The sequence below is a fragment of the Rothia aeria genome (assembly GCF_016726365.1).
Lineage (GTDB): Bacteria > Actinomycetota > Actinomycetes > Actinomycetales > Micrococcaceae > Rothia > Rothia aeria.
In genome coordinates this window covers 545,835-562,612 of the sequence record NZ_CP068102.1, presented here as the reverse complement: position 1 = coordinate 562,612, position 16,778 = coordinate 545,835, and the positions used below count along the sequence as shown (strand labels likewise).

Genomic DNA, 16,778 nt, shown 5'->3' with positions numbered 1-16,778 from the left:
GAACCTAAGAAGAAAATGAGGAGAGAAATGTTTGGACGTAACCGAGAAACTGAGAAGCAGTTAGCAGAGATTGTTAGAACTTTAAAAGACATGAATGATAATATCAGAGGTGCTTCGGGATACCAAGATACCTATTTAGAGCTAATAGATTGTGAGGAAAATAAAGATGAAGATAGGGATGAGGAAAATAATTCACCCGAGAAGTCTATGAAGAAAAAATATAATGTTAATGATATTTTAGAGAGGTTGGTGAAAATTTCTGGTCTTTTTATTGCAGTGTCTGCTGTAATTTCAGTTATAAATATTGCAGTATGGTCGTTGATATCATCAGGGTTTAATGTAAATACAAGTTTTTACCTACTGTCAAAAGGTGTTGGAGGCGCATTTAATTTTCAATCCATAGCTATCTTCCCTGCTCTTACGACTATATTTATTCTCCTAAATGTTTATTTATTTAATAAGAGTGTAGATGGTAACCGTGGCCTGAAGGCCAATCTCCTTTTCTTATGGTTTGCAAGCGGAGTCTTCAATATATTGTTGGTTGCTGGAATATTTTTAAAAACACCGAATCTTTTTAAAGAGGGTATTTTGGATCTAGAAACGTCATGGGGTAGAATCTTGCTAGCTTTTGGTTTACTAGCTATACCTTTCTCTTCTGCGTATGTCATGTATGCTTTGTTTTTTGGAGATTTAGAATCTGAAGATAAAACGTACCAATCTGATAAACCTATAGATCTTTCAAAAATTATTTGTTATTCCGGTAGCATTGTAATTATTCTATCATTTATGTGGCCAGTGCATTTATACTATAAAGGTTATGGGTCTGAATGCTTTGAGGTTTCAAATAATTCAGTAAGTGATAGAGTTTTGAGAAACATTCCTGAAAATAATCTTACAGATGATCAAAAGAATAAAATTCGAGAATCTTTAAAAGAATCCTGGTCTGTGCTTGGTGAAGAGGGGGAGAAATTTTCTATTTTTGTTACCCGTGAAGATAAAGATACTATTGACGGGGTATTATTTAAAAGGTTTGCTGAGACAAAAGATGAAGAAGGTCAAGTTGTGAAAAAATGGCTTGAAGAACGTTCCAGTGGGAAAATTATTACTATAAATCGGAAAGCTATTAAATCCCGTAATCCTCAGGTTTGCTCATCGGAAACTTAACGATCTCGTAGATTCTGTTGCCCGTTTTGAAACGCAGAAGGGTACAATACAGTAACTTTTTGAAGGCCCAGTTCAGGGTATTGCTAACAATGCGGGCGTAGGAGTGCAAACAGCCTTAACGTACCTCTCCCACCCATCAGGAACTCGGTCTCCCAGAGCAGAAGCTTCCTCTGCGTCTGCGTGCCGTATCCTTAATAGACACGTTCTGTGGCGCCGTCCAGCCGTTGGGTTGCCGCCTCGAACATGCCTAAATTATTCACCAAATATGTTGATAGGAAGGCGCTGTTATGGATACGAATATTGAGCACATCATCAAAGTAGATGAGATTATCCACAGCATGGGCGCATTGCAGGCCCTCAAGCGTAAGCTCCAGGACGGGGAACGCGACTCCGAGAAGCTGGGGGAGGCATGCGACCGTATCGTGGCCGCCACCCAGAAGGTTATTAGCGAGTCTGGGGAAGAAGGGGAGGCTATCGCCGAGCTGCTGCGTGACTCCGTTTCAGACACCGTCTACTTCTTCCTGGAAGAGCACAACCTTGACGACGATTTCGATATCCGTGCATTCGTCACAGCCCGCAACTGGTAGGTTGCCCGCCCCTCACAGAACCCGTGATGACCGAGCCGGTTGCCCGCCGCATTTAGCGCATGGGATTATAAAGCTCAGCCCCGGTAACCGCCGGGGCCACACCTCACAATTTTGAAGGAAAACTATGCTGAAAAATGATGACTACGTCTACGATATGCGCGACGACGACTATTACCCGCCCCACCTGGTGCAGAAAGTCGCTGACGAGCTGCGGAAATTTGATGAGCTTTTGGACGCGGGCGAACGTGACCCGCAGAAAATCCAGGCCCGCGCCGACGAAGTCACCAAGAACATTAACACCCTCGCAGATGAGTTCGATGAGGCAGACAGCGAGATTGAGACCGTTGCACGCGAGTCTATCGCTGAGACCTTCTACCTCATCCTCAAAGAGTACGGGCTTGAGGAAGACTTCGATATTGAAGAGCTCATCGCAGAGCGTGACTGGTAAATTACACGTACTTTACAGATAGGGCCTCGTCGTCTCAGAGGTTGCTCAAGGGCAGTAACCTGAGCGGCGAGGCTTCGGGCTGCCTCAACCCTAGCGAGCACAGTTTTCTTCCTTGCACTATATCTCTATTAAAAGTACGCTATCCTGTACATAAAAGGAGATGAGCTTATGAAAACCATGTCTTACACCGAGTCTCGGGCTCGGTATGCTGAAGTACTTAACCACGTTGAGGACCACCGCGAAGAGGTTGTTATTACTCGATCGGGGCACGAGCCGGCAGTTATACTCTCCTTGTCTGAATATGAATCTCTTCAAGAGACTGCCTACCTTATGCGTTCCCCTGCTAATGCACGTCGTCTTATGGAATCCATCTCTCGTCTTGAAGCTGGTCTTGGGGCTGAACATCAGCTGATTGAGGAATAGTTGTGAGAATTATTTTTGACGATTCAGCGTGGAGTGACTATCTCTGGTGGCAGGTGCAAGATCGGAAGGTTCTCAAGCGCATTAATCTACTGATCAAAGATGTTGAACGAAATGGTAATGAAGGTATAGGGAAGCCTGAAGCTCTCAGACATCAATTTTCAGGCTGGTGGTCACGCAGAATTACTGATGAACACCGTCTCGTATACAAGCTTACTGACGATTCTATTGTCATAGCTTCATGCCGATACCACTATGGGGTATAGGTTCTATCTCGGAAGGGGCTGTGCGCATTCAGAAGCGATATTTTCTGAATGCGCACAGCCCTTCTAGATAGGATTCGCGAGGCAGACGGGAACCTATTTCTTCACCTGCTCCAGCGCCTCACGTTGAGCCTTGGCGATGCGCTTCTCTGAGACCGTGTACGCCGTGCCGAGTTCCTGGGCGAAGAAGCTCACACGCAGCTCCTCAAGCATCCAGTTCACGCGGGCGAGCGCATCGGGAATAAGAGTCCCCTCGGGCAGCGACTTGACGGCGGAATCGTAGGAGTCCTCCAAATCCTGCACCGTGAGCATGAGCTGATTGTCTCGGTTTAGGTTCGGCCCCAGCTTGGTCAGACGGATCTGCGCGGCCTTCAGGTAGCGCGGCAGGTGAACCAGCTGATCGTACCCGGTGTTCGCCACGAATTCGGGGTACACCAGGTTATCAAGCTGCCCCTTTACGTCTGAGACGGCGTGCATGGTGCTCAATGAGGTTGCTTTCTTAATGGCTTTGCGCAGCGCCGCCGCCTCTGAGAGGATTTCGGCAACCAGTTTGGTGACCTCAAAGACGGTATCGATCAGCTCGGCGCGCACATGCTCGAACAGCTCCCGGTATTCGGCGCGTGTGAACACGGGCGTGTGCGGCACCAGCTTGTCGAGCGCGGCAACCGTGCAGTCCCGAATCAGTTCGTCAATCGAGCCGTGCGGGTTCTGTGTGAACACGATCTTCTCTTTATTTGACAGGTGATCGCTCACGTACCGTTCGGGGGAGGGCACCTGCAGCTGCAGAAGACGAATAATACCGCGCCGCTGCGAATGTACCTGCTCGGCTTCGGTGGGGAAAATACGGATGCCCACACTCGTTTTTTCGTCCACCAGCGCCGGGTATCCGCTGACCGCCTGGGTTGCAATAATGCGCTGCACCTTGCGCGGAATCTCCTCGCCAGGAAAGTCGGTCAGACCCGTGGTTTCACGGATAGAATCTTGAGAGCCTGCGCCCTGAGCGGCGGTTTTCCCAGGTTTTGCGCCCGAGCCTGTGCTGTTTTTCTTCGCGCCCTGATGCGCCGAACCGGTCTGCGATGAGGCACTCTGTGCGGAGTTCCCGCCCGCGAGCGCCGCCATCTTCGCCACCGTATCCTCCGAAGCGCCCAGCGAATCCGCTAGGGCTGAGCGAATCTGCGCATGGAGTTTTTGCTGCAGTTCACGGATATCTTTGCTTTCGCCCAGAATCTTATTGCGGGCATCGCGCACCTGGAACGTGAACTTCAGATGATCCGGCACGGAGTCCCAGTCGAATGCATCCGGCTCAACCACCACGCCGCGCAGACGACGCAGCACCAGCGCGAACGAGGGCAAAAGCTCGTCAGTCGCGGGGGAGTAGTCCGCCTCTAGAGACTCCAGTGCCATGCGTGCAACATCCGGGGCGGGCACAAAATTACGGCGAATCGCCTTCGGCAGCGATTTAATGAGTGCCGTTAAAAGTTCATGGCGCATTCCCGGAATCTGCCAGCGGAACGGCTCGGGGGTCAGCTGGTTCAAGAACAGAATCGGTACCTGAACCGCCACGCCGTCGCGTTTTGCCGCATCCGTGCGGGCACCGCCCACCCCTGCCCCCGGGGCGTATTCGTACCGCAAATCCAGGGTGAGTTCGCCGCCGTCGGTACGCTGCACCCACTGGCGCGGGAACTGCGAATCGTCATAATCGGCGGCATCCTCATTAATAAGGTTTTCCGGGTTGAAATCGAGCAGGTTATCGTTCTCTAAACGCGCGTGCTTCCACCATTTATCGAAGGAACGAACGTCCGTCACATGCTCGGGGATGCGCGCATTATAGAACTCGAAAAGCACGGCGTCATCCACTCGCAGATCGCGGCGGCGCAGGCGGGCCTCAAGCTCCTCAACCTCAGCCAGGGCACGCAGGTTGCGCTTGTAGAACTTGTGCTGGGTGCGCCAGTCGCCCTCCACCAGGGCGGAACGAATAAAAATCTCACGTGCAGCGGCGGCATCTACCCGGGAATACTGCACGGGACGGTCGGCATAAATCGTCAGCCCGTACAGGGTGCCCTTCGTATACGCCACGGCGGCACCTCGGCTTGCCGACCAATGCGGCTCGGAATACTGCTTTTTCAACAGGTGCCCGCCCACTTCTTCAACCCACTGCGGCTCAACCGCGGCGTTTGTGCGTGCCCACAGCCGGGAAGTCTCCACAAGCTCGGCAGAGAGCACCCAGTCAGGGTTCTGTTTGAAAAGCCCGGAACCTGGGAAGATAGCGAATTTTGTGCCACGCGCCCCCAGATATTCGCGCGGACCACGCGGGGCTTTGCCGTAGGTTTTCTCACGCTCCTCTTTAGCGCCCACATGCGAGAGCAGACCCGAAAGCAGGCTCTTATGAATCTCAACCTCACGCCCCGACGCGTCAATATCGCGCCCGTTCGACACGCGGATATTCGCGGTGCGCCCCATCTCACGCAGCTGAGCGAAAAGATCCTGCCACTCACGAATACGCAAAAAGTTAATAAACTCGCGGTGGCACATTTTTCGCAACTGCGAAGAGGAAAGCTCAGCCTGGCGCTCATTAATGTACTGCCACAGCAGCAGGAACGACGAAAAATCAGATGTATCGTCCGTGAAACGGGCATGCATCTCATCGGCGGTGCCACGCACCTCAGCTGGGCGTTCACGCGGATCCTGAATCGTCAAAGCGGCAGCAAGAACCATCATCTCTTTAGCACAGTCACGGCGCGAACCCTCAATAATCATGCGCGCCAAACGCGGATCGACCGGGAACGCACTCATTGCACGCCCCGTAGCGGTCAGCGTCGAGGCAGCACGATGATGCTTCCCCCTCTTATCCGTGCGCGCCGGTTTTTCAGAAAGCGCCCCAAGCTCACGCAGCAGATTCACGCCGTCATTAATCGCGCGTGATGCGGGTGGCTGCACAAACGGGAAACGTGCAATATCGCCGGGCTCACGCACCACGCCGATCGCAATCATCTGCAAAATAACGGCCGCCAGGTTCGTGCGCAGAATCTCCGGGTCGGTAAACTCGCTGCGCGACGCGAAATCCTCCTCAGAATACAGCCGAATCGCAATACCATCGCTCACACGGCCGCACCGCCCCGAGCGCTGGTTCGCGCTCGCCTGAGAAATCCGCTCAATCGGCAGGCGCTGCACCTTCGTGCGCGCCGAATACCGCGAAATGCGGGCGGTACCGGTATCGATCACATACTTGATACCCGGTACCGTCAGCGAAGTTTCTGCAACGTTCGTCGCCAGCACGATGCGCGGCCGACTCCCCGGCGTAAACACACGATGCTGCTCCGCGAGAGACAGACGCGCGTACAGCGGCAGGACCTCGTAGTTCATACGTGGGGACTTAGCGACCAAAGACTCCAAAGCATCGTGAGCATCGCGAATTTCGCGCTCGCCCGAGAAGAAAATCAGGATATCGCCAGGTGCTTCCTTCGACAGCTCCTCGACGGCGGCAAGGATTCCATCGGTTGGGTCACGGTCTTCGTCGCCTTCATCTTCATCAGCGTAGCCGTCCCCATCGAGTGGTCGGTAGCGAATCTCCACCGGGTAGGTGCGCCCCGAAACCTCAATAATCGGGGGAGCATCATCGGGAAGAATCTGCTCGGCAATCTCACGCTCCTCATCGCTAAGAGAATCGTCTACCACACCCTTACCGGGCACGAAACTCGGTGCGAAATGCCTCGCAAACCGTTCAGGGTCAATGGTTGCGGAGGTAATAATGACCTTCAAATCCGGGCGCTGCGGCAGAATACGCTTCAGGTACCCCAGAATAAAATCAATATTTAGGCTGCGCTCATGCGCCTCGTCAATAATGAGCGTGGAGTACTTGCGCAGCAGCTTATCGTGCTGAATTTCGGCGAGCAGAATACCGTCGGTCATGAGTTTGATAGCGCTGTTCTCGCCCACCTCAGAGGTGAAACGCACCTGGTAACCCACGGTCTCACCAATTTTCTGCCCCAGCTCTTCAGCGATGCGCTCCGCCACCGAACGTGCGGCAAGGCGTCGCGGCTGGGTGTGCCCAATCATGCCTTTTTCAGCAAGACCGAGTTCCAGGCACATCTTGGGCAGCTGCGTGGTCTTACCCGAGCCGGTCTCGCCAGCCACAATGATGACCTGGTGATCACGAATGGCCGCCTTAATGTCTTCGCGGCGCTCGCTGACGGGCAGCTCTTCGGGATAGGTGATTACGGCGGGAATCAGCGGGTTATAGGGGCGCTGTTCGGCCCGGTCCCGGTGGTTCTTGCGGCGCTCATGTTTGTGTGGATTTTTGGGGCGTGAAGCGTTATTTTTACGCGAAGAATTCTTGTGGGCATTACGCCGTTTTGAGCTTGGCTCTGTTGTGGAAGCATCGCCGGGTTTCTCATCGGATGTTTGGGATGTGCGCGCGGGCTTTTGAGGTGCGCGCATCGGCGCCGCATGAATAGTAGCCGCCCTGCTCGCCATACTGGGCGCGGTTCGAGTGGTCTTAGGAGTATCTGTGTGTTCGGTGGGTTTCTGCTCAGACATATCGTTACTAGTTTACTCTTCTGCCGCCAACCGTAAATCAGCGCACCTTCACAGCATCGTGCCCCTCTCGCCGCCCTTTAAGAACGGAGCTTGGGCGCATCAATGAGTCTTAGGTGCCCTGCCGATTGTGAAGAAGCAGAAAACTGCAACTGTTTTCAACCGACTTTGGTATGTTTCGCCCATCGGAATACCCGCCGCCGAACAGGCCAAAAACGCCCCGTATGGGTAGGGGTTACGCGTAGCATATGGGGCTATGACTGAGGTTCAACTAACTATTCTGCATACCGGTACCGTGCTCGTCGATCAAGCGCTGCCGTACCACCGCGACACTGACCCGCCACTGGCATGGACCCACCTGCTGCGGCCTCAAAGCGCCCTGGTGGACATTCCGGTCAGTTGCTACTTGATTGAAAACCAGCACGGGCTGACGCTCATTGATACCGGCTGGCACACCGATAACCGCACCCGCTGGGGCCAGATGAAGAATCTGCGTCACCAGTACCCCGTGAATAAAGCAAACCTGCCTGCTGGCCAAGCTATTCATGAACAGCTTGAAGAGCGCGGAATCCGCCCACACGACCTTGACCTTGTGCTCATGAGCCACCTGTACTGCGACCACGCGGATGGGCTTCGTCTGGTCAAAGAAGCCCCGCGCATTCTGGTGTCTGAGGCTGAGTTCCGAGCCGCTCAGAAAGACCGTATACGATACCTGCCGCACCAGTGGAAGGGCGTTAACCTGCAAACCTATACATGGAATTCTCGCGTAGGGGAGAGGCAGGCGTACGACCCGTACGGTGACGGTTCGGTGGTGATGGTGTCCGCGCCGGGGCACAGCCCCGGGCTGACGGCTACACTCGTGCGCGGTACCGACACCGTACCTAATGCGGAACCGGGTGTTATTGGCAACGACTTACGCAAATATATTCTGCTGACTTCGAATGTGGGATTTGGCCGTCCCTCTTTTGAGGAGCGTCTGCGTCCTGGGGTTGTGACCGATGCCAAGGCGGCGTTTAGTTCCCTCGACTGGGCGTGTGCCGCCGGTGCCGACCCGCGATGCATCGCCATGTACGCCAACCACGACCCGGAGGTTGACCCCGGTACTCGGGTGCTGAGGTAATAGTGGGCGCAGCATCTGCATAATAAATATTGAAGGTATCATCCCATATTTCGAAAATTTCGAATATATGATAAAGTGGAGGCACAGAAATATCGTAAATTGGCGAGAGAGTGTGATCGTATGAGCACCAGAGGGCAGGGGCGATATTACGAAGAGGAGCCCGATCCAGCTGGCCAGCACAGCACACCTAGCGAACTATTCGACATGCTTTTAAACGCCCAGCGTAAACGGGACGCTGAGCACCACACAGAAGAAACCGATACCCTCTACATTGCAAATAGCAAAGGGGAAAAAATACCCCTGAGCCCTGATATGTACGCGCCGCTGGAAACCATTCTGCGGGCACAGCTGGAACACAAAGCAGTCACGCTTGTACAACAGGATAGAATGATGACCACCCAGGAAGCCGCCGATTATCTGGGAATGTCACGCCCCACGCTTGTTCGGCTTCTTGAAGATGGGAAAATCCCCTTCGAAAAACTGAAAAAACACCGCCGTGTAGCGTTTGCCGACGTAGAAACATACCGGGCGCACCGGATGAATAAAAAGTAGGGCATAACCCTGCTCGTACCTTAATTATTTCACCCGGTTAAGGCGGCTTACGCTGACTCCGTGGGACGTTTCGGTACTGTCTGTGGGCATATGCTGTTGCAGAAACTCCAAAAACTGTGCGGTAATCCTCGGGCTGAAACAGCCCGGGTCCGCATGCTCCGCACCGGGAACTAGCACCAGATTGGTGGGTATTCCGTGCGCCTTTAAAGCGTTAAAGACGCGCACCGACTGCTGATACGGCACGCACGAATCGGCTATGCCATGCGCCAAAAACAGGGGCACGCGCGGGCACCGCTGGCCCGCAGCCCGCACCATATCAAGAGGATGCGCCCGCGCCCAGTTCACCCGGGCTGGAGCATCCGCCGCAGTATCAGCCGGAACCGGATACACACTACCCAGCAGGCGCCACTCAGCGCCATCATCATCACGATGCGCCAGTCGGCACCCCGCCAACGGCCTATCGCTAAAAATCGTGCGCACATCACTCACCCCGTAGAACGACCCCGCACACACCACCGACGCTGAAACATCAGGGTAGGCGCTAGAGCCAAAACCCAGATAATACTCGGCCAGCTCAGCATCCAGAAAACCTGATGCGGCGCTATCGGCTGCGAACGCGCAGAGCATCGCCAAATGCCCGCCCGCACTGCCCCCAGCGATAGCGATACGCCCAGCATCCACCCCAAACTGGGCCGCATTCGCCCGGAAAAACCGAACCGCCTCAGCCACATCATGCAACGGGGCAGGGAACAAACCCTGATGCGAATACCGGTAATTCACCGAAGCAACCGCCCACCCCGCCCGCTGAAACAGCGCCCTCATGGCACCCTGGGCGCGAGAAATATCGCGTAAACCATGGTTATCACCAAACCGCCAGGCACCGCCGTGCACCCACACCAAAAGGGCAGAGCGAGCGTCGGAAGCCGCGGGTGAGACAGCGGGGAAGAAATCGTAGGCAAACGCTTGCCGCTGCTCAAAAGGGAACGAATCCGGGCGGTAAAAACCAGTCACATAATCAGGCATACCACCATTAAACGGCCTCCAAGCCTTAACCACCCAACCGTTCACCCACACCGGAGCGTACAAGCACTAGCCGCAGCGCCTACGGAACGAGCACCACCTTACCGCGCGCGTGCCGTTGTTCAATATACTCGTGGGCCGCCGCAGCCTCAGCCAGTGGAAACACCCGGTCAAGGTGAACCCGCAGTGTGCCCTCCTGCAGATAATGCGCGATCTTAGTAAGCTGCCCGGCATCAGGGTGTACCGTCAGCCACTGTGCCGTGAAACCGCGCTCCCTCGCCGCCTCCAAAGGGTCGGGGCTGGTGAGCGTCACAATACGCCCCGCCGGTGCGAAAATACGGTCGGCGGGGGCCAGCACATCCAACGAGTCCAGGAACGTCTGCGCGCCGGTTGAATTCAGCACCACATCAATATGCTCACCATCGTCGGCAAGAGCTTCACGAAAATCTTCCGAGGTGTAGTCAATACACACCGCACCCAGGGACTCCACGAATTCACGGTTCCGCGCAGATGCGGTGGTGTACACCTGAGCCCCGGCAGCTGCCGCCAGCTGAATCGCCATATGGCCCACCCCGCCAGTGCCAGCATGAATGAGGATGCGCTCGCCTGCAGCAAGGCGCGCCACCTCAAAAAGCGCCTGGTATGCGGTGAGGGCGGCAAGGGGAGCGGCCCCCAACTGCTCCATTGGAACATTATCTGGGGCATGAGCCAGCTGGTAGGCGGGAACCAGGGCGTACTGCGCGTAGGTGTTCCCCAGAACCGGGAAATTCACCATCCCGAACACTCGATCACCCACTGCGAACCCGGTGTAGTCACCCGCAACGGCGGTTACCACCCCGGCAATATCCCAGCCCAGAACTACCGGTTTGCTGGTATCTGCCAGCTGCGCGGCGGGGCCCAGCCCTTTACGGGTGGTGGTATCAATCGGGTTCACACCCGCCGCCTGAACCCGTACCACCACATGCCCGCGCACCGGCTCGGGGACGGGAACCTCCGCAAGGTGCAGCACCTCAGGCCCACCCCACTCCACGAGCTGCACCTGCTGCATGGTATCTGTCACGGTTACCTCCCTAGATGTTCTGTTACTGAACCTATTACCCAATTCTCTCAGCGTCACAGCGGTAAGAGCCAGCAGAACCATGAGAAAAATAGACAAGAGCCGTGCCGCCGTCGCGTATTAAACGCTCGGATACAAGCAGCAATAATACGCCGACTAGGGGCTTTAGAAAGGGCTGTGATTAGTGGCGGCTAGACCCGGCGCATCCGCAGCTAAAAGGCCGTACTATTGGTGTACAACAACCAACCACCAGGGAGCGAGAATTGCCTGAAAGACCATCTGAAACGGCGAATGCAACAGCTATGAGCGTTAAGGAGCGCACTGCCGCGATCCGCATGATTCTCACCGGCTCAGATACCGAGAACTGGCATATGCTAGAGACCTACTTGACTGAGACAATGGAAAAAGACCGAACCGCTATCGCCCGCAGTCTTGGTGGGATGTACGGGCTGTATGAGGCTGAAGGCCCCACCCTGCGGATGCTGTACCTGTGGGCGGCGCTGGCTTCCAACCCTGAGTATCTTGCCGGGGGCGGCTGGGCAGATACCCTGGATTACTGGGGGAAACAACGTAGAAAAACCGCCTACCCCGTATACACACCCGCCGTCATGCGCGCTGATGAGCAAGCCCTCAACCGTGCGGTACACGCCTACACTGCTGGTCTTATATCGCGAGGGGACATTGCGAAACGATTAGAGACGATCTGCGCGTCTGTGTGGAACAGACGCGAATGGGTGTGGCGGGTATGCCGCACGCTCGCTGGGCACCTCACCCCGGACCGGTACCCGCTGCCTTATTTGCGGATGGTGCGTAACTATATATCTGGTGACGGGCTGAACCTGCAGCCGCAGCCCATGGCGGAGCGTATTGTGCGTATACTCACGGACGATGAGGCGCTGCGTGAGAAAGAATTCTGGGCGTTTTTTACCGTCGAAGGGATGGGTGATGAGCAGTCCCTTGAGCATCGCAACGATACGGCACTCATCTGGGATGCTGCGCGTGCGAAAGAAGCCCGAGAGAAGATTAAAAACGCCTACCTGTGTGCGTTGAGTGAGCTGTGTGAGCGTATTCCCGGGTTCCGTGACCGCCTGCTGGAGGCCACTCTCACGGGAATACTCAGCGACTTTTCGGCCCGCAACGTCGCGTGGTACGTAAATATTCACCGTTACCTAAAGCCCACCAGCACTGAGATTTCGGTGCGAGAACCACGCTACGCGGCGCTTCTTACTGTGCCCTCCGGGGCGGCTGTTGCCCTGGGGCAGAACGCCTATAAAACCCTCATGAAAACCGGGGAGCTGGGGGAGGTAAACGGGCTGATAGAAGCAAGCCGAACAGTACTTGCCCGCACCGATAAGAAAAGCGTTAAAGCGCAGCTGAGCCTGCTCCGCTCACTTAATAATTATGCAAAGAAAAATGGGCTTTCTGAGGTTCCCCAGAAAGTATCTGCACTAGTGAACGAGTTTCTGCCATCGTTTCCGGTAGATACGGCTGAGTCCGCTAAAAGACTCATCATAGCCGCCGATAATAGCCCCGCAGATAGCGAAACAGAGGCTCCTGGCACAGAGAATGCCCCGGCTGAAGCCCCTATTGTTCCCGGACCACGTACCGTACCGCTACCGGATAACTATGCGCCTGAAGCCCCTGTTACTGACGCCGCCGAACTCAACGAACTAATGATTGAACACCTGCTTAATGCTGGCAACGGGGCAGATCTGCCGCGTATTCTCGACGCGATCATCACCTTAGGCATTGACGCAATAAGCGCACCAACTCTGACCCGCATTAAACGCCTAGCAGGAACCGGGCAGACAACAGGCCAGTGGGAGCTCGTCCCGTACGGAACGCTCCTAGCGTGCGCGCTCGCTACAGTGACCGTGAACGCTAGCGAACCTGAGCACGCTAGCTGGGGTGCTCTAATAGCTGCCATGACTTCAGGCCGGGGAAAGACGCTAACCGCCGCATCTCATCTGCCGGATCGTGCAGCAAGCACCCTGCTCATCCGCGAACTAGACCGGTTCACCCGTCAGGTCGCTGGCGGGCAGGCAACAGTACCGTTCATGCGGCAAGTTCCCCAGCAGCAGCGCCAATGGACGCGTAAACGGTATAAATTATCGTCGCTGGCGCGTGCCTGGGAAGGGCACGGGTGGAAAGCCCCGCTGTGGTTTGCCCCAGCCATTAAAGCCGGAAAAAATATTAGCCCCGTGGAGTCCGCTCTTCTGGGCGGCCCGTTCACCCGCACCAACGGCAATTTCGGGGTGGCCGACTACGTTGATTTTAAAGGCGAGCAGCGGGTGTATGAGTGGATGGTGTGGGCCCTGCACCATAACCTAGACACCCTCGCGGCGCACGCACATATGAGCCTCATCGCTGGGATGAACTACCCGCACCGCCCTGAGATTCGGCTTTTTCTGAATACTTTTGAACGCACCAGGTGCATACCGGGTGAGCCTGTATATTCGGCCTTGGGGTACGCCTGTCGGGCTAAAAACGATGCCGACCGTGCTGCTGCCGCGGAGGCGATTGCTGGGCTGTGCGCCTCGAACCTGCTTGACCCGCACGTGTTTGCCGAACAGCTCAAACTGCTCATGGCTGATGGGGCGATGATTGTGGGGCGCCTTGCCAAAACCCTCGACGATGCGGCGCAGCTGAACGAGCTGGCCGGGTACCGGGTGCTTCAAACCCTGCACGCTATGCTGCAGGAATCCACCGACGTGGTAAATGAGTACCCGCTGGTTGCTCTTCTGGCCCAGTTGTGCGTGCAGTACGGTGTGAGCGTGCCAATACCCGATCGTCTGATCCCGGCACCGAAATCCCGCGGCACGGTGGCAACAGCGCTGCGTACCATTCTGGCTCTTGAACCGCACCCCACCGAACTATTGGTGAAAGCGGCGCAGCAAGCAGAGGCAGCGAACAGGCTGCAATACGATGATGAGGACAAATAAATGACCGGCCCCGTGCATCTGCCGCCGCATACCTCACAAGTAAAAAGCCTGGCCGAGATGATTCGTGCAATCCTTGCTGCACCAAAGACCGGGAACTGGCTGGGCCTAGACGAGATCCTGGCGGGGACGGGCGAGAAAGAACGCTCCGCTGTGCTGCGCACCCTAGGTGGGTTTACCGCAGTGTATGAGAGGGAAGGGCCAACCCCGCGTATGTTCTATCTGCGGGCGGCTTTGGCGGGGCGTAAGAAAGTGGGTGAAATATTCACGTGGCCCTCCGCCAACGACCCATGCACTTCGTGGATTGCCCGGCACCCAGGCACTAATTACCCGGTATACTCCGGGGAACAGCTATGCACAGATGCGTCAGTACGGGAAGCAGCAGTTGAAGCATTCGCTGCGGGTATTCTGCATCGTGGGGGCGCGTGGGTTCAGCGAGTAATGGACGATATGCTCGGGGTGAGAAACCTGTGGGCACTGCACATCATGCGCCTGCTCATGCGGGACGTACCAGCCGAACGGTACCACCCCAACTATTTACCAACAATCCGCGATTATCTGCGTCGCCCCTACTATGGGGAACCCAAAAAACGTGAGTCCCGCCCGGAACGTATCGCCCGCATCCTTACCACAGATGAGCGGCTGTACCAGCGGGAATTCTGGGAATTTTTCTCCGTTGAAGGTATGGGAGATACGCGCCGGTTCGCAGAGATCGGTTCAGATGTTCGTGGTATGAACGCGCGAAAACGCGCCGAGGCGTGCAGCAGGGTCGAGCACGACTTCATGGCCGCATTCGATATTCTGTACCATCAGGTGCCGGGTTTCCGTGACCGTCTCTTAGATGCCGCGCTCGCCGGGATGCTCAGTGACTTCTCGGCGCGAAACATCACGTGGTACGTGAATATTCATCGGCACCTGAACCCCGATAGCCGTGAGCTTTCCCAGCGGGAAGGAAGCTATGCGGCGCTTTTAGCAGCACCGTCTGCGGTAACGGTGAGTGTGGGACAAAACGCCTATAAGAGCCTCATACAATCAGGGAGCCTAGAGAATATGAGCGGGCTCCTTACAGCGAGCGAAGCGGTACTGAGCCGAGCCGATAAAAAGAGCGTCACAACCCAGCTGAGCCTGCTCCACACCCTGAATAGCTATGCAAAAAAGCACGGCTATGCAGAGGTACCTGAGAAAGTCAGCGCACTAGTGGCAGGACATCTGCCAACATTCCCCGTAGACCTCGCCGAGAAGGCACAAAAACTTATAATACCGGGGGAGGCGCAGAGTGCAGGCATCACGGGTGCTATAAAAACAGATGCTGATTCACTGGAAATACCCGCCCCACGCACCACACCAATACTGCATTATTATGCACAAAAGGCGGCTGTCCCATGTGTAGCCGAGCTGAACGAGCTTATCGCTGAACACCTCATTGATGCCGGAAACGGGGCGGATCTGCCGCGCATCATTGACGGAGTTATTACGCACGGTATAGGCGCGGTAGACGCGCAGAATCTTGACCGTATTCGGCAGCTGGCCCGCCAAGAATACGTGGGCAGCTACCGTGAGCACAACAACCGTGCAGACGAATGGGCCGAAGCTCACCTGTGGGATAACATTCCGTACAGCTCCCTGATGGCGCTTGCCCTCGCCAAAATCGCGGGGCTGCCCATGCCAGCGGGTACCGCATGGGATAGGCTCATAGCCCATATGGCAGTCGGCGGGGACACCGGGCTGTTCCTGCCCAACCGCGCCCTCAGCACCGTGCTCATCCACGAGCTCAACCGGTTCGTTGAATGCAGCATCGCAGGCGAAGAAGGCGCCCCGTTAATGGTTGCGGTACCCCCGCAACAGCGGTCGTGGGAACGCAGACGCTACCGGATCCCCTCATTAGGGTACGGCAGGGATGAGAACCGCGAAGCCGCATGGTGGTTTGCCCCAGTACCGCAGGCCTACCGCAAAGACCCAGTCGTGAATGCGCTCCTGGCGGGTACCGCAGATCGTAGAGACGGTAACTTCGGGATCCACGACGCTATGGTTTTTAATGGCCGCCAGCGGGTGCGCGAATGGGCGGGGTGGATGCTTCAGCACAATATTGATACCTACGCGGCCCACGCCCACATGGAGCTGGCCCACGGTATGCAGCCAGTATTGTTTCTACGCTCTCTTGAACACACCGGACGGGTGCTGCAGGAACCCGTTTATTCTGCATTAGCGCACGCCTGCGGGGCGGCGGAGGCCGAAGGAAGAGCCGCCGCTGCTGAGGCACTTGCCGGGCTGTGTGCTTCGAACCTGTTTGACCCGCAGTTTCTCGCGAAAGAGCTGATACTCCTTTTTGATGAGAAGGCGATTATTGCATCTCGTATCGCGAAAACCCTTGACGATACGGCGCAGCTGAGCGCCCTAGCCGGGTACCGGGTGCTTCAGACTCTAGCTGCGGTAGTAACGGGGGAAACTACGATTCCTAGAGGGCATCAGCTGACCGTTCTGCTGGCTCAATTGTGTACGCAGTACGGTGTGAGCGTGCCAATACCTGATCGTCTGATTCCCGCGCCGAAAGCCCGCGGCACGGCTGCAGCGGCGCTGCGTACTATTCTGGCTCTTGAACCGCACCCCACCGAACTATTGGCGGAGGCGGTGCATCAGGCAGAGGCAGCGAACAAGCTATAACTAGCACCAGCCCA

The 16,778-nt window shown here is 55.8% G+C and carries 12 protein-coding genes; 9 read left to right on the top strand and 3 right to left on the bottom strand.

Features of this window, described 5'->3' with window-relative positions; genetic code table 11:
* Nucleotides 1-27 precede the first annotated feature (27 nt).
* The 5 genes from I6I94_RS02355 (at nt 28) to I6I94_RS02335 (ending at nt 2,885) form a co-directional block, all read left to right on the top strand.
* A complete protein-coding gene (locus I6I94_RS02355; RefSeq protein ID WP_201620835.1) occupies nt 28-1,164 on the top strand; it encodes a hypothetical protein in 1,137 nt (378 codons plus the stop codon).
* A 287-nt stretch (nt 1,165-1,451) separates the two neighbouring features.
* Complete coding sequence (locus tag I6I94_RS02350; protein WP_128087645.1) at nt 1,452-1,751, top strand: hypothetical protein; 300 nt, start codon at nt 1,452-1,454, stop codon at nt 1,749-1,751.
* 124 nt (nt 1,752-1,875) lie between these two features.
* Entirely contained in the window at nt 1,876-2,199 is a 324-nt protein-coding gene (locus tag I6I94_RS02345) for a DUF5713 family protein (RefSeq protein ID WP_094758003.1), read from the top strand.
* Nucleotides 2,200-2,367: 168 nt separating this feature from the next.
* Complete coding sequence (locus I6I94_RS02340; RefSeq protein ID WP_128087646.1) at nt 2,368-2,622, top strand: type II toxin-antitoxin system Phd/YefM family antitoxin; 255 nt, start codon at nt 2,368-2,370, stop codon at nt 2,620-2,622.
* Between the two features lie 2 nt (nt 2,623-2,624).
* Nucleotides 2,625-2,885 carry a Txe/YoeB family addiction module toxin gene (locus I6I94_RS02335; RefSeq protein ID WP_128087647.1) on the top strand — a complete coding sequence of 87 codons (261 nt, stop codon included), beginning with the start codon at nt 2,625-2,627 and terminating at the stop codon, nt 2,883-2,885.
* Between the two features lie 93 nt (nt 2,886-2,978).
* Here the strand turns inward: I6I94_RS02335 and hrpA are convergent, their stop codons facing one another.
* Nucleotides 2,979-7,418 carry an ATP-dependent RNA helicase HrpA gene (hrpA, locus tag I6I94_RS02330; RefSeq protein ID WP_128087648.1) on the bottom strand — a complete coding sequence of 1,480 codons (4,440 nt, stop codon included), beginning with the start codon at nt 7,416-7,418 and terminating at the stop codon, nt 2,979-2,981.
* Between the two features lie 253 nt (nt 7,419-7,671).
* Between hrpA and I6I94_RS02325 the strand changes: the two genes are divergently transcribed.
* Both I6I94_RS02325 and I6I94_RS02320 read left to right on the top strand, forming a co-directional pair.
* Nucleotides 7,672-8,535 (top strand): N-acyl homoserine lactonase family protein, encoded by an 864-nt coding sequence (locus I6I94_RS02325; RefSeq protein WP_128087649.1) that lies wholly within the window; start codon nt 7,672-7,674, stop codon nt 8,533-8,535.
* Between the two features lie 75 nt (nt 8,536-8,610).
* Nucleotides 8,611-9,087, top strand: coding sequence for a helix-turn-helix domain-containing protein (locus I6I94_RS02320; protein ID WP_236588902.1), 477 nt, complete (start codon nt 8,611-8,613; stop codon nt 9,085-9,087).
* A gap of 24 nt (nt 9,088-9,111) precedes the next feature.
* On the opposite strand, the gene I6I94_RS02315 is transcribed toward I6I94_RS02320, so the two are convergent.
* The gene (locus I6I94_RS02315; RefSeq protein ID WP_236588901.1) at nt 9,112-10,098 is read right to left on the bottom strand and encodes an alpha/beta hydrolase; all 987 of its coding nucleotides are present in this window, start codon (nt 10,096-10,098) and stop codon (nt 9,112-9,114) included.
* 91 nt (nt 10,099-10,189) lie between these two features.
* On the bottom strand, nt 10,190-11,167 hold the full coding sequence (locus I6I94_RS02310) for an NADP-dependent oxidoreductase (protein ID WP_236588900.1): 978 nt from the start codon (nt 11,165-11,167) through the stop codon (nt 10,190-10,192).
* 299 nt (nt 11,168-11,466) lie between these two features.
* Here I6I94_RS02310 and I6I94_RS02305 point away from each other — a divergent pair, with 299 nt between their 5' ends.
* Both I6I94_RS02305 and I6I94_RS02300 read left to right on the top strand, forming a co-directional pair.
* Entirely contained in the window at nt 11,467-14,106 is a 2,640-nt protein-coding gene (locus I6I94_RS02305; RefSeq protein ID WP_128087652.1) for a DUF6493 family protein, read from the top strand.
* Nucleotides 14,107-16,764: a DUF6493 family protein gene (locus I6I94_RS02300; protein ID WP_201620834.1), complete on the top strand. Its 2,658-nt coding sequence runs from the start codon at nt 14,107-14,109 to the stop codon at nt 16,762-16,764. It abuts the gene before it with no gap.
* The last annotated feature ends 14 nt before the right edge of the window (nt 16,765-16,778 follow it).

Excerpts from the sequence above, each read along its gene's own strand:
- I6I94_RS02355 (WP_201620835.1), top strand. The coding sequence starts at position 28 with ATGTTTGGACGTAACCGAGAAACTGAGAAGCAGTTAGCAGAGATTGTT.
- I6I94_RS02350 (WP_128087645.1), top strand. The coding sequence starts at position 1,452 with ATGGATACGAATATTGAGCACATCATCAAAGTAGATGAGATTATCCAC.
- I6I94_RS02345 (WP_094758003.1), top strand. The coding sequence starts at position 1,876 with ATGCTGAAAAATGATGACTACGTCTACGATATGCGCGACGACGACTAT.
- I6I94_RS02340 (WP_128087646.1), top strand. The coding sequence starts at position 2,368 with ATGAAAACCATGTCTTACACCGAGTCTCGGGCTCGGTATGCTGAAGTA.
- hrpA (WP_128087648.1), bottom strand. The coding sequence starts at position 7,418 with ATGTCTGAGCAGAAACCCACCGAACACACAGATACTCCTAAGACCACT.
- I6I94_RS02325 (WP_128087649.1), top strand. The coding sequence starts at position 7,672 with ATGACTGAGGTTCAACTAACTATTCTGCATACCGGTACCGTGCTCGTC.
- I6I94_RS02305 (WP_128087652.1), top strand. The coding sequence starts at position 11,467 with ATGAGCGTTAAGGAGCGCACTGCCGCGATCCGCATGATTCTCACCGGC.
- I6I94_RS02300 (WP_201620834.1), top strand. The coding sequence starts at position 14,107 with ATGACCGGCCCCGTGCATCTGCCGCCGCATACCTCACAAGTAAAAAGC.